The sequence below is a fragment of the Helicobacter pylori genome (assembly GCF_002832345.1).
In the GTDB taxonomy this organism is placed as follows: Bacteria; Campylobacterota; Campylobacteria; order Campylobacterales; family Helicobacteraceae; genus Helicobacter; species Helicobacter pylori_CP.
Genome location: NZ_PHLZ01000022.1, coordinates 21,273 through 34,488, shown reverse-complemented (window position 1 = coordinate 34,488; position 13,216 = coordinate 21,273). Strand labels below are relative to the sequence as shown.

Sequence of the window (13,216 nt, the reverse complement as noted above, 5' to 3'; positions counted from 1 at the left end):
CGGCTCAACATGGCATGGAATTGGGCGTGAAAATCCCTACCATTAACACGAATTACTATTCTTTTCTAGACACCAAACTAGAATATAGAAGGCTTTATAGCGTGTATCTCAATTATGTGTTTGCTTATTAAAAGCTCTCTTTTTTAAAAAAAGGGGGGGTTAAACTTCTAAAAAATCTCTAAAGCTAAAAAGTTTCAAAAAAAAACAATCATTAAACCCTAAAAAAGAAATTTTAAGGTATAATGTTTTCGCCATTTTTATTTTTCGTTTTTAGTTTTCCATGGCAAACTCCTTTTTAGAATTTATCCCCATAATCGCTCTTATGGGGGTTATTTTGCAACAATCTTTTCAAATTTAAAAAACGCTCTCAAAAACCACTAAAGAGTGAAATTACCTTACAAGATGAGCTTTTTTGCGATTTTTATTAAAAACGATTATTTTTTAGCGGAGGTTTTAAAAAAAAAGGGTTTTTTACTCACTTCTTTTGATTGAAACAACACAATCAAGCGTCTTAAGGCAATTTAAAATAAAATAGTGGTAGCATAACCCCAAAGCCCCTTATTAAATTAATCTATACCAAATAGTAAGGAGTTATCTAACATGGGGTTTTTCAAGCTTAAAGAACACAACACGAACATTGCCACCGAGTTTAGAGCGGGTTTAACGACCTTTATCACCATGATTTACATCGTGCCCTTAAACGCTCTTATCCTTTCTCAAGCCAACATGCCTTATGAAGCCCTTTTGAGTGCGACTGCCATTATCACTATCTTATCGAGCGTGTTTAACGGGTTATGGGCAAACACTCCCATCGCTATGAGCGTGGGCTTAGGGTTGTCAGCTTATTTTAGCTTTGGATTGGTTCAAGGGCTAAAACTCCCTTGGCAGAGTGCTTTAGGCATCGTAGCGCTCTCGGGAGCGATTTTTGTGATTTTGTCTTTCACTAAATTTAGAAGTTGGGTCATGCGAAGCATTCCTAGCGATTTAAGGCGTGCGGTGAGTGCGGGGATAGGGGCTTTTATCGCGTTTATTGGTCTTAAAGAAATGCATATTGTCGTTACCCATAAGGCTACGCTTGTAACCTTAGGCGATTTTGGCGATCCGCATGTGTTATTGGGGGTTGTGGGGATCATTCTAACTTTCGCGCTCTACACGCTCAAAATCAGGGGTTCTTTCATTATAGCGGTCTTAATCACTTCCATTCTCGCATGGGTTTTAAAGCTAGCCCCTTACCCTAGCGAATTTTTTTCCATGCCCGCTAGCATTAGCCCTATCGCCTTTCAATTAGACTTTAAGGGCATTTTTTTTGATGCGAGTGGGGCTTTCACTTTAGCGTTAGTGCCAGTTATTATCACTTTTTTTGTAACCGATTTGTTTGATTCTTTAGGCACGCTTGCAGGGATTGGCCACAAGACTGATTTTTTCAATGATGAAGAAAAAAATAAGGAATTGGAAAAGACTTTGGAAGCGGATGCGGTGGCTTCTTTAGGGAGCGCGGTGGTGGGCGTTTCTACCACGACAGCTTTTATAGAGAGTGCGAGTGGGGTTGAAGAGGGGGGCCGCACAGGGCTTACAGCGGTTTTTACCGGATTATTTTTTGTTTTAACGCTCTTTTGCTTGCCTCTTTTAAAAGCTATTCCTAGCAATGCGATTTATCCGGTGCTGGTGGTAGTAGGGGTTTTGATGTTTAGCGTGTTAGAGGGGGTGAATTTTAAAGACATGGCCATTAGCGTTTCCACTTTTTTAACCGTGGTGATGATGCCCTTAACTTTCTCCATTGCCGATGGCTTAGCCTTTGGCTTTTTGTCTTATAGTATCATCAAATTAGTTCAAAAAGACTTCAAAGCGCTCAATTCAGGCATCATCATTCTCTGCATCATTTCTGTTTCTGTATTTATCTTTCGTTAAGCTCTTTTTAAGGGGCTTTGCATTTTTTACCCATTTCATGCCTCTTTTTCTTTATTTAGACAGATTATTATCTTAAAATAATTGTAATATCATTATTATTATATCAACTCAATAAAAAAGGAGAAGGTATGCAAAAAACTTCTAACACTCTGGCGCTGGGGAGTTTGACAGCGCTATTCTTTCTAATGGGTTTTATCACGGTTTTAAACGACATTTTAATCCCACACTTAAAGCCCATTTTTGACTTGACCTATTTTGAAGCTTCGCTCATTCAATTTTGCTTTTTTGGGGCGTATTTCATCATGGGAGGAGTTTTTGGGAATGTGATCAGTAAAATCGGCTACCCTTTTGGAGTGGTGCTTGGTTTTGTGATCACAGCGAGCGGGTGTGCGTTGTTTTATCCAGCGGCGCATTTTGGTTCCTATGGGTTTTTTTTAGGAGCGTTGTTTATTTTAGCGAGCGGGATTGTGTGCTTGCAAACCGCTGGTAATCCCTTTGTAACCTTGCTTTCTAAAGGTAAAGAAGCCAGAAATTTGGTTTTAGTTCAGGCGTTCAATTCGCTTGGCACAACTTTAGGGCCTATTTTTGGGAGCTTGTTGATTTTTAGCACGACTAAAATGGGCGATAATGCAAGTTTGATAGATAAATTAGCGGACGCTAAAAGCGTTCAAATGCCTTATTTGGGCTTGGCGGCGTTTTCGCTTCTTTTAGCGCTCATCATGTATCTTTTGAAATTGCCTGATGTGGAAAAAGAAATGCCTAAAGAAACGACGCAAAAAAGCCTGTTTTCGCACAAACACTTTGTTTTTGGGGCTTTGGGGATCTTTTTTTATGTGGGGGGAGAAGTGGCGATTGGCTCATTCTTGGTGCTAAGCTTTGAAAAGCTTTTGAATTTAGACCCTCAATCAAGCGCGCATTACTTGGTGTATTATTGGGGAGGTGCGATGGTGGGCCGTTTCTTAGGCAGTGTGTTGATGAATAAAATTGCCCCTAATAAATACTTGGCTTTCAACGCCTTAAGCTCTATCGTGCTTATCGCTTTGGCTATTCTCATTGGAGGCAAGATCGCTTTATTCGCTCTGACTTTTGTGGGCTTTTTCAACTCTATCATGTTCCCCACAATCTTTTCTTTGGCTACGCTCAATTTAGGGCATCTCACTTCTAAGGCTTCTGGAGTGATTAGCATGGCGATTGTGGGAGGGGCGTTAATCCCCCCCATTCAAGGTGCGGTTACAGACATGCTAACAGCAACCGAATCAAATTTGCTCTACGCTTATGGTGTGCCGTTATTGTGCTATTTTTATATCCTCTTCTTTGCGCTTAAAGGGTATAAGCAAGAAGAAAACTCCTAAAAAAAGGGGGGGGGTTTCTCTTTTATTTTCTTTCTTTTAGCTTGTTTTAAAAATCAGTAATAAAGAACTTGACTTTAATCAAGCAAGCACTCTATAAAAGGTTTTATTTGTCAGTATTTGATGAGGACAGAGCTTTTTTAACAACTTGAGACAAAAACACAAACAGGGTTTTTAAAATTTTTAAGATGCGATCAAAAACACTGCCAATGAATAAAAAAATCCCCTAACCACAAAAGATTAAGAGATTTTAAGAATGAAGCAAAGAATAAAGACTAGTAAATGGGTTTAGCGTCTTTGAATTTATATTCCGTAAGAAACCCAGTACCATCAAAATTACCCACCAAAGAGATCTTTGCAATATCACCCACTTGGCAATCCGTCTCTAAAATAAGATAAGGCACTTCATCTTTACCGATTAAAGTGATCACTCGACCCTTTTTTTCACGACTTTGCTTGGGGAACTCTTTAGAATCAAGGCCTGTGGTATTATCGCCGGTTTGGAGCATTCTAAAAGCATAGCACATGCCATCATTGATTTGAGCGCTATAAATCTTGCCTTTTTTAACTTCTTTTTTAACCCCCGGTTTAACCGCGATGCGTATTTCTGAGTGGATCTCAGCTTCTTGCATTTTGCCCTTATAATCTCGCACCTGAACCTTATGCACGCCATTAGGGTCTCCCTTTTTAAGCAGAGAATCTTCATAACTGAATTTTTGAATGTCTAAATCCCCATCAACAAAACTCCTAGCATCAAGCTGAACGCTCAAAAGCCCTAGCAACCCAATTAATGAAAATTTCAAACAACGCTTATAAAAATAACTCATCAACAAATCCTTTCAATGTAAAATCAAACAAATATATCCCAAAATGAAAAACAAAAAGATCACAAAACCGCTAATTTAGCAACAAAAACACGCTCTGTCAAGCAAAGCCTAAAGAAATCATTCAAAAATAATTTCTTCCGGTTTGATTTCATCGCCATAAACAGGCTCTAAAGTTTCCTTGTAAGCTTCTTTTAAAAAGTCGCTAGAAATGAGGGAATCAATTTCGTTGTTCAACCATTCTAAAAGCTTAGGGTTGCCCTTTTTAATCGCTGGAGCGATCACATCCTTATCGCCAAGGCTTGTAATGCCTAATTTAAATTCAGGGTGTTGTTTCGCCCAAGCGAGCAACAAAGTGTTGTCATGGGCTAGAGCGGTAGCCTTATTGTTTAAAAGGGCTAAAAAAGTCTCTGTGTTTTGCTCAAATTTCAAAAGTTTGATATTGGGGTAATTTTTAGTGAAATAAAAATCCGCTGTCGTGCCTTTATTCACAATCAACTCTTTATCTTTCAACTCTTCTATATTTTTAATGACCCCATCTTTAGAAATCACCCCCAAAGCGACTTTCATATACGGCTTAGCGAAATCCACGACTTTTTCTCTTTCTTTAGTGCGCGTGAAATTAGCCATGATAATATCCACTTTATTGGCTTTTAAAAATTCCACCCTAGCTGAAGCTTCTACAGGAATAAACTCAATCTTATTTTCATCGCCCAATAAATCAAGGGCCATGCGTTTAGCAATGACTACATCATAGCCTTGATATTTCCCTTTAGAATCCACAGAGCCAAAAGGAGGCTTGTCGCTAAAAACCCCCACTTTTAAAACCCCTCTTTGTTTAATGACTTCTAAAGCGTCCTTTTTTTCTTTATGGCTGTCAGAACATGCGCTAAAGACTAAAGCGATTAACACTAAAAACAGCCCCCATACCTTAAAAAGCCCGTTTGTTTTCATAAAAACACCTCTTTTTGGAATTGAAATCATCTTTTTAGCAAACTTTATTTAACAGCTCCCTAAAAAATGAAAAGTTTCTAAAAATTTTTGCGCTCTTTGAGATTTAGGGTGGTTAAAAAATTCTTTAGCGCTGTTTTCTTCAGCGATCTTACCGCTATCAAAAAACACGATTTTATGAGCGATTTTTTGCGCGAATTTCATTTCATGCGTTACGATCACCATGCTCATGCCCGTTGTGGCTAATTCTAAAATCACTTCTAAAACTTCTTTAACCATTTCAGGGTCTAAAGAGGCGGTTACTTCATCAAAAAGCATGATTTTTGGCCGCATGCACAAAGAACGCACGATCGCTACCCGCTGTTTTTGCCCGCCGCTCAATTCTTTAGGGTAAGCTTGTTGTTTATGCTCCAAACCCACTCGCTTTAAAAGCTCTATGGCTTGAGAAATAACCTCATCTTTGGATCGTTTTTGCACTTTTATAGGAGCGAGTAAGATATTATCCAGCACGTTTAAATGCGGGAACAATTCATAATTTTGAAACACCATGCCTATTTTTTGGCGCATTTGATTCCAGTTAGTGGTTGGCGTATTAAGGTTAGTGTTTTCAAAAAGGATTTCACCTCCATCAATCTTTTCAAGCCCGTTTAGGCATTTTAAAAAAGTGCTTTTCCCGCACCCGCTAGGCCCTAAAATCACTGCCACTTCACCCTTATTTAAAGTGAAATTGATGCCGTCTAAAACCAAATGGTTTTGATAGGTTTTTTTTAACCCTTTGGTTTCTAAAATCACGCTCATTTTACCCTCTAATGTGTTGGAATTTTTTTTCTAAATAGGAACTATACAGGCTCAAACTATAGCATAAACTAAAATAAAATATTAAGATAACGCCATAAACCACAAAGCTCGCATTGGGCATGCGTAAGAGATTAATCTCTATGATTTGCTGGCCCACTTTCAACAAATCAATCGCTCCAATGAGAGAGACTAAAGCCGTGGTTTTAATCATGCGCGTGAATAAATTAAGGCTTGAGGGCAATAAAGACAAAAAGCTTTGGGGGAAAATAACGTTAAAAATCACCTTTTTTGAATCCATGCCTAAAGCCAGAGCGCTTTCTATTTGGTGTTTGCTCACGGAAGTTAAAACCCCTCTAGTTAAATCCATCATTTCAGCGCCACCCCACAAGCTAAAAACAATAACGCTCGCCAAAACAGCACTAATATGCAAATCAAACCAGCTCGCTAACCCGAAATACACAATAAAAAGCCATGCTAAAAGTGGGATAATGCGAATGCTTTCTAAATACACACGACACGCCAAAACCACTATTTTAGAACCAAACGCCATTAAGCTCCCCAAAAGCATTCCAACAATGATTGAAACAACCGCAGAGCTAAGAGCGATCAAAAGAGTGGTTTCAAACCCTTCTAACAAACGCTTAAGATTGTCTAATTCTAGTAAAATTCCCATTTTTAAGCCACTTTCTTTTTAAAGAAACGCTCTAAAAACACAAACAAAACGCTTAAAGGGAGCAAAGCGATCAAATAAGCGGTGCTTAACATCAAAAGGCTTTCAGTCGTTTTATAATAAATGCCAATAAAATCTTTCGCCACAAACATAATATCGGTTAGGGCTATCGCGCCCACCACAGAAGTTTCTTTGAGTAAAAAAATCACATTCGCCCCTATGGAAGGCATAGAAACGCTTAAGCTTTGAGGCAGAATAATATAATACATCATTTTCAAAGGGCCAAACCCCAAACTCAAAGCGCTTTCTCTTTGAATGGAAGCCAAGCTCTTAAATCCAAGCAAAAAACTTTGACTCATATACCCTCCACCCAAAAACCCTAACGCTAAAATCGCGCACTCTAAAGCGCTCAAACCGATTTCATTCAACCCGTAATACAAAAAGAAAAGCTGGATGAGTAGGGGCGTGTTCCTAGCGATTTCGCCATAGATATAGACAACAAGAGAGATAAAGCGCGTTTTAAAATACAAAATGATCGCGCACAAAAACCCCACCAAAAGAGAGAGTAAAATCCCAAAAAAAGAAATATAAAGCGTGAGTTCTAACCCCTTAAGAAACATAGGGATGGAGTGAAACATAAAATCCCAATCTAATGCCATAACGCTATACCTTAAAATTAATGACGCTTTAAAGCATCATGTTTAAAAACAGCTCTTATTCACCCCAATTGTTAGAAGTTTGGAAAACCCAAGCCTTTATTATGGGAAGTTTATGAGCCATTCAGTCCTTATTCAAAGAAAATTTGGATTATAATAAAAAACTGGCTGAAATTAACAACAATGATTAAACAATCATTAAATGGAGAGGACATGCAAAAAAGTTTAGTTTCTTTGGCTTGGGTCTTTGTAGCTATTTTAGGGGCGATCTGTTTAGGGGTGTTAGCCTTACACAAGGGTGAGAGCATTAACACGTTATGGCTTGTAGTAGCGAGCGCTTGTATTTATAGCATAGGCTATCGTTTTTATAGCCATTTTATCGCTTATAAGGTGTTAAAGCTAGACGATAACAGAGCCACGCCCGCATGCGTAAGGAATGACGGCAAGGATTTTGTGCCAACCGATAAAGCCATCACCTTTGGGCATCATTTCGCCGCTATTGCTGGGGCTGGCCCTTTAGTAGGCCCGATACTGGCCGCTCAAATGGGTTACTTGCCCTCTATCTTATGGATTTTGATAGGCTCGGTTTTAGGGGGTTGCGTGCATGATTTTGTGGTGCTTTTTGCTTCCATTAGGCGCGATGGCAAGTCTTTAGGCGAAATGATCAAGCTTGAAATGGGTCAATTTGTAGGCATGATCGCTAGTTTAGGGATTTTAGGGATCATGCTCATTATCATTGCGATTTTAGCGATGGTGGTGGTGAAGGCCTTAGCGCATTCGCCTTGGGGCTTTTTTACGATCGCTATGACCATTCCCATTGCGATTCTTATGGGGCTTTACATGCGGTTTTTTAGGCCGCATAAGATTTTGGAAGTTTCTGTTATCGGCTTTATCCTGTTGATTATAGCGATTTATGCGGGTAAATACGTTTCTTTAGATCCTAAATTAGCGTCAATCTTCACCTTTGATGCCAGTTCTTTAGCGTGGATGATCATGGGCTATGGGTTTGTGGCTTCTATTTTACCGGTATGGTTTTTACTCGCTCCACGAGATTATTTAAGCACTTTTTTAAAAATTGGCGTTATAGGGGTGTTGGTTGTGGCTATTGTTTTTGTCGCTCCGCCCTTACAAATCCCTAAAATCACGCCCTTTGTAGATGGCAGTGGGCCTGTGTTTGCAGGAAGCGTGTTCCCTTTCTTGTTTATCACGGTGGCTTGCGGGACGATTAGCGGCTTTCATGCTTTAATTTCTTCAGGCACGACCCCTAAAATGCTCGCTAAAGAAAGCGACGCAAGGCTAGTGGGCTATGGCTCTATGGTGATGGAGAGCGTTGTGGCTCTTATGGCGTTGGTGTGCGCAGGGATCTTGCACCCAGGGCTTTATTTCGCTATCAATTCGCCAGAAGTGAGCATCGGTAAAGATATAGCTGATGCGGCTTCGGTGATTAGCTCATGGGGGTTTAGTATCAGCGCTGAAGAAATCAGTGAGATGACTAAAAACATCGGCGAAAGCTCCATTTTGAGCCGCACCGGTGGGGCGCCCACTTTTGCGATTGGTTTAGCGATGATTGTGTATCACATTTTAGGGGATCCAAGCGTGATGGCGTTTTGGTATCATTTTGCGATCTTGTTTGAAGCTTTGTTCATTTTAACCGCTGTGGATGCTGGCACACGAACCGCTCGTTTCATGATCCAAGATTTGCTTGGTAATGTTTATAAGCCTTTGGGTAATCTTAGCTCTTATAAGGCTGGGATTTTTGCCACTCTTTTGTGCGTGGCAGGGTGGGGGTATTTCTTGTATCAAGGCACGATTGATCCTAAAGGGGGGATTTATACGCTATGGCCTTTATTTGGCGTGAGCAATCAGATGTTAGCGGGTATGGCGTTGTTGTTGGTTACGGTGGTGTTGTTTAAAATGGGGCGTTTTAAGGGGGCGATGATAAGCGCCTTGCCGGCAGTTTTGATTTTGAGCATCACTTTTTATAGCGGTATTTTAAAAGTAATGCCAAAGAGTAATGACAGCGTGCTGAATAACGTTTCGCATGTGGCGCAAATGCAAATCATTAAAGAAAAAATCGCACTCACTACCGATGAAAAAGCGCTCAAAACGCTCCAAAAATCCTTTTTTAACCACGCTATTGATGCGATTTTGTGCGTGTTTTTCATGCTTGTAGCGCTTTTAGTGCTGATTGTGAGCGTTAGGATTTGCTCAAACGCTTATTTTAAAAATCAAATTTATCCGCCGCTGGCTGAAACGCCCTATATCAAAGCCGCTTGAATAAAAAAGGGGTTTTTAGCCCCCCTTTAAATCCATAAAAAAAGTTTGACCCTGTTCGTGAAGCGTGCAAACACTAAAGACGTTTGGGATTTCTGCTTGGGTTTTTAAAAAACTATCGTTTGCTTTTTAAAAGCTCAATTTTGAAGATGATGAAGATAATGGATATTTTGCTTAATGGGTATGATTAACAAAGGGCTTTTGCTTGAAAAGAAATTTGATATATAGAGATTAGAGGAACAGCGTTAAAAAACGCTTATCCTATCATGGGAGATAGCATCAAAATGATGCCTACTATATTTTGTGATCATAGCATCAAAAAGACGCCTACTATAATCATAGGGTAGCATCTAAAAAGACGCCTACCATAATCATAGGGTAGCATCAAAATGACGCTACTAGGGCCGTGTATAACGCGCTCCTGTCAGAATAAAGGGCGGGGAAGTCTTTAGGCACAGGCCCGTTTTCACCCGGTTTAAAGCCTTTGTTAGTATACACGCCATAATATGCAAGATCCACGCTACCGCTCAAATATTCAGTGAATTTATAGCCTAAAGAGATCATCGCTCTCGCTTCCCAAGAAACCACTGAATTGGAATATTGTGTGGCGAATTTCCATGTGAATTTTTTGGCAAAATGAGTGCCGCCACAAGAAAGGAAAATGGTAGCGGCGTCTCTTTTAAGGGCTGTGCCTGTAAAACCCGCATAGACGCTGTTACTCCCCATGATCACACCGCTTGGATTCCCCATGTTGCCTATCCAACCATTAGCGTTTTGAAAGACTTTATAAAAGGCGATTGAAACATTGTAATTGTTGATGTCAAAGCGTTGGCGGATAATGAGGTTTTGCCCGTTTTGAGTGGCAGGCGTGTCGTATTTATAGACCGGACTCCCATTGGATTTAACGATCATCCAAGGGTAGTAAATGGGGAAAAACCCTATGACAGCTGTATCAGAGCGAAAGCCCGTGCCGCTAAAATTAGGGTTAGAGTCCCAACCAATCTTAATGCCTGGAGCGTTAAAGATTTGAGGCGAAAGGTAATAAAAGCCTTCTATGAGGAAACGATGAGGTTTATAGGTGAGTTGCACCGCATGCGTGCCATAAAGCACCTTTCGCCCATGGCTATCATAACCTCCCTTATCGTTTTTGGTAAAGCCTCCGCTATAAGTGGTCCGTGCGGCAAACCAATCCATTAAAAACGAACCGTAAGCGAACGCCCTCCCAAAAGAGCTAAACCAAGTCAAGCGCGCTTTCTTGTATTGCCCAGAAACTTGAAAGCCTTGCGTTTGACCGCTTTTATAAGGCATAGTGGAGAGATAGCGTCCGGCTTTTATTTCAAAATAATTCTTATAAGCGTATTCTAAATATGCGTCGCTAAAGACATAATTGCGGACATTTTTATTGTGTTTCATGTTCTGTGTTTCAAGGCTATCGGTCTGTAAGATGTTTGTATAACCCCCCATAAACCCATCGTAATAACCAAAGAGGTTGTAAGCCACAGATCCGTCTTCAAACTTCTTCGTGCCGTCATAAAAAATAGATCCCACCATGCCCCCTATTTTGCCTTTTAGAACATGGTCTGAAACCTTTTTGGGTAACAGGCTAAAACCAAGCCCTAAATAGCCCGCAATCGTTGCGAATTGCTGCATAGGGTAGATGCCTCTTTCTTTATTGATTTTATGCTGGTTAAAACCGATAGTGCTGGATTGATCCACAAAGCCGTTGAGCTTAGCTTCAAAACCTTGCAAAGAAGAGCTTAAAAATGCCCCAAAGAATAAAACCTGACTTGCCTTTTTCATGCATGCCTCCTAAAATGAGATTGATAAATGCAAATACTTTTAAAGATAAATCTATTCTTTGATTTTTATTATTCTTAGCTTTGAAATAATTATAATATGTAAAATAATGCGTATGATGAGAAAGTCAAGCTTTTAAAAGCTAAAAACGATTAATTTGTGGAAAATTTACTCTCTTTAAATTCAAATGGCTAATATATGGTGCTAAAATCCGTTATGATTAACGGATTATTTTGAATGGAACGCTTGAAAATGGGGGTTAAGCTTTGTTTTATCGTTTTTTAGGTTTTATCTGGTCATAAAACAAAGTCTATTGGTTGTAATTCTTATACAATTCTATCAAATGCTTAGTGGAGCTGTCAAAATAAGCGTTGCTTTTATGCCCTTCTAATTCTTGTAAAATCGGCACGGCTAATTCTTTCCCAAGCTCCACGCCCCACTGATCAAAGCTGTTAATATCCCAAATGACCCCTTGCACAAAGACCTTATGCTCATAAAGAGCTACCAATGCCCCAATATTGCTTGGTGAAATCTTTTCTAATAAAAGGATATTAGAGGGGCGGTTGCCAAAAAACACCCTGTGGTGGGCTAAATCTTTGGCTTCATCTTTGTCCAAGCCTTTAAAGAGCAATTCCCCAAGCGCTTCTTCATAACTCTTGCCTTTCATGAAGGCTTGCGCTTGCGCTAAAACATTGCTGAATAAAATCTCGTGATGACCTTTAGCGTTAGGCTTTTTATCTAAAGAGGCAATAAAATCAATGGGGATTAAATGCGTGCCTTGGTGCAAGAGCTGGAAAAAGGCGTGCTGAGCGTTAATACCCATATCGCCCCAAACAACAGGGCATGTGTCATAGGGGATGGTTTCGCCTTTTTTGCTGATGCGTTTGCCATTGCTTTCCATATCCAATTGCTGGATGAATTTAGGGAAATGCCTTAAATACTGATCATAAGGAGCGATTAAATGGCTTTTGGATTGGAAAAAATTGATATACCACACGCCAATCAGCCCCATTAAAACGGGTAAATTGCTTTCAAAAGGGGCGTTTCTAAAATGCTCATCCATCAAATACGCCCCTTTCAAAAGAGCGTTAAAATTTTTCTTCCCTAAATAGATCATAATGGATAAGCCAATAGCCGACCACAAACTATAACGCCCCCCTACAAAATCCCAAAATTCAAACATGTTATGCTCGTCAATGCCAAATTGTTGCACGGCTTCTTTATTGGTGGATACCGCTACAAAGTGCTTAGCGATATGCTTTTCATCGCCGCTTCTTTCTACAAACCATTTTCTAGCGGTTAGAGCGTTGGTTAAGGTTTCTTGAGTGGAAAAAGTCTTGGAAGCCACGATAAAAAGCGTGCTAGCCGGATTGATTTTTTCTAAAACGTCTAAAATCTGCGTGCCATCCACATTAGACACAAAATGCATTTTTAATCTCGGGTGGCCGTAGCGTTTTAGAGCGGTGCAAACCATTAAAGCGCCCAAATCTGACCCCCCAATGCCGATATTGACAATATCGGTGATCACTTGATTGGTATAGCCTAGTCTTTTACCGCTCCTCACGCTATCGCTAAAGGCTCGCATGCGTTTTAAAACGCTCCGAACACTTTTTAACACTTCCATGTTGTCTAGTAAAATTTCTGTGTCGTTCAAGCTTCTTAAGGCGGTGTGTAAAACGGCCCTTTTTTCGGTGGTGTTGATTTTTTCGCCCTTAAACATCGCTTCAATCTTTTCTTTTAAAGAGCAGTCATTCGCTAATTCAAAAAGAAGCTTTAAAGTGGTATCGTTCAGGCGGTTTTTGGAATAATCCAAACTCAAGCTTTCCAATTGCACGAAATAGCGACTCGCTCGCTCTTTGTCTTTAGAAAACCAATCGCGCATGTGCGCTTCTTTAATTTCTTCATAATGTTTGAGTAATTTTGGATAAGTTTTTAATTGGGTTAGCATCAATACCCCTTAATGAAAAGATATAACATTGTATTATAAGC

Annotated in this window: 11 protein-coding genes; 4 read left to right on the top strand and 7 right to left on the bottom strand. The window is 39.9% G+C overall.

Annotation, left to right across the window (positions count from 1 at the left end; all coding sequences use genetic code 11):
• The 3 genes from CXY28_RS06705 to CXY28_RS06695 all read left to right on the top strand — a co-directional run.
• On the top strand, window positions 1-131 hold a 131-nt coding region (locus CXY28_RS06705), incomplete at its 5' end, for an outer membrane beta-barrel protein (protein ID WP_120938328.1).
• 469 nt (window positions 132-600) lie between these two features.
• Window positions 601-1,908 (top strand): NCS2 family permease, encoded by a 1,308-nt coding sequence (locus tag CXY28_RS06700; protein ID WP_040156128.1) that lies wholly within the window; start codon window positions 601-603, stop codon window positions 1,906-1,908.
• A gap of 128 nt (window positions 1,909-2,036) precedes the next feature.
• On the top strand, window positions 2,037-3,260 hold the full coding sequence (locus CXY28_RS06695; protein ID WP_057112641.1) for a sugar MFS transporter: 1,224 nt from the start codon (window positions 2,037-2,039) through the stop codon (window positions 3,258-3,260).
• 272 nt (window positions 3,261-3,532) lie between these two features.
• Here the strand turns inward: CXY28_RS06695 and CXY28_RS06690 are convergent, their stop codons facing one another.
• From CXY28_RS06690 to CXY28_RS06670, 5 genes are all read right to left on the bottom strand, one after another.
• Entirely contained in the window at window positions 3,533-4,084 is a 552-nt protein-coding gene (locus CXY28_RS06690) for a hypothetical protein (RefSeq protein WP_000120141.1), read from the bottom strand.
• A 117-nt stretch (window positions 4,085-4,201) separates the two neighbouring features.
• On the bottom strand, window positions 4,202-5,035 hold the full coding sequence (locus CXY28_RS06685) for a transporter substrate-binding domain-containing protein (protein ID WP_100980125.1): 834 nt from the start codon (window positions 5,033-5,035) through the stop codon (window positions 4,202-4,204).
• Window positions 5,036-5,083: 48 nt separating this feature from the next.
• Window positions 5,084-5,830, bottom strand: coding sequence for an amino acid ABC transporter ATP-binding protein (locus tag CXY28_RS06680; protein WP_100972289.1), 747 nt, complete (start codon window positions 5,828-5,830; stop codon window positions 5,084-5,086).
• A 1-nt stretch (window position 5,831) separates the two neighbouring features.
• Window positions 5,832-6,503 (bottom strand): amino acid ABC transporter permease, encoded by a 672-nt coding sequence (locus tag CXY28_RS06675; RefSeq protein WP_100980123.1) that lies wholly within the window; start codon window positions 6,501-6,503, stop codon window positions 5,832-5,834.
• A 2-nt stretch (window positions 6,504-6,505) separates the two neighbouring features.
• Complete coding sequence (locus tag CXY28_RS06670) at window positions 6,506-7,159, bottom strand: amino acid ABC transporter permease (RefSeq protein ID WP_100980121.1); 654 nt, start codon at window positions 7,157-7,159, stop codon at window positions 6,506-6,508.
• A 180-nt stretch (window positions 7,160-7,339) separates the two neighbouring features.
• On the opposite strand from CXY28_RS06670, the gene CXY28_RS06665 reads away from it, so the two are divergent.
• Window positions 7,340-9,433, top strand: coding sequence for a carbon starvation CstA family protein (locus CXY28_RS06665; protein WP_198542634.1), 2,094 nt, complete (start codon window positions 7,340-7,342; stop codon window positions 9,431-9,433).
• A gap of 381 nt (window positions 9,434-9,814) precedes the next feature.
• Here the strand turns inward: CXY28_RS06665 and hofH are convergent, their stop codons facing one another.
• Together hofH and pgi are read right to left on the bottom strand one after the other, a co-directional pair.
• Window positions 9,815-11,230 (bottom strand): outer membrane beta-barrel protein HofH, encoded by a 1,416-nt coding sequence (gene hofH, locus CXY28_RS06660; protein ID WP_100980117.1) that lies wholly within the window; start codon window positions 11,228-11,230, stop codon window positions 9,815-9,817.
• Window positions 11,231-11,537: 307 nt separating this feature from the next.
• The gene (gene pgi, locus CXY28_RS06655; protein WP_000957625.1) at window positions 11,538-13,175 is read right to left on the bottom strand and encodes a glucose-6-phosphate isomerase; all 1,638 of its coding nucleotides are present in this window, start codon (window positions 13,173-13,175) and stop codon (window positions 11,538-11,540) included.
• Between the last annotated feature and the right edge of the window lie 41 nt (window positions 13,176-13,216).

Bases quoted from the DNA above. Each gene is read 5' to 3' on its own strand.
- CXY28_RS06700 (WP_040156128.1), top strand. From the start codon at position 601: ATGGGGTTTTTCAAGCTTAAAGAACACAACACGAACATTGCCACCGAG.
- CXY28_RS06695 (WP_057112641.1), top strand. From the start codon at position 2,037: ATGCAAAAAACTTCTAACACTCTGGCGCTGGGGAGTTTGACAGCGCTA.
- CXY28_RS06690 (WP_000120141.1), bottom strand. From the start codon at position 4,084: ATGAGTTATTTTTATAAGCGTTGTTTGAAATTTTCATTAATTGGGTTG.
- CXY28_RS06685 (WP_100980125.1), bottom strand. From the start codon at position 5,035: ATGAAAACAAACGGGCTTTTTAAGGTATGGGGGCTGTTTTTAGTGTTA.
- CXY28_RS06680 (WP_100972289.1), bottom strand. From the start codon at position 5,830: ATGAGCGTGATTTTAGAAACCAAAGGGTTAAAAAAAACCTATCAAAAC.
- CXY28_RS06675 (WP_100980123.1), bottom strand. From the start codon at position 6,503: ATGGGAATTTTACTAGAATTAGACAATCTTAAGCGTTTGTTAGAAGGG.
- CXY28_RS06670 (WP_100980121.1), bottom strand. From the start codon at position 7,159: ATGGCATTAGATTGGGATTTTATGTTTCACTCCATCCCTATGTTTCTT.
- CXY28_RS06665 (WP_198542634.1), top strand. From the start codon at position 7,340: ATGATTAAACAATCATTAAATGGAGAGGACATGCAAAAAAGTTTAGTT.
- hofH (WP_100980117.1), bottom strand. From the start codon at position 11,230: ATGAAAAAGGCAAGTCAGGTTTTATTCTTTGGGGCATTTTTAAGCTCT.
- pgi (WP_000957625.1), bottom strand. From the start codon at position 13,175: ATGCTAACCCAATTAAAAACTTATCCAAAATTACTCAAACATTATGAA.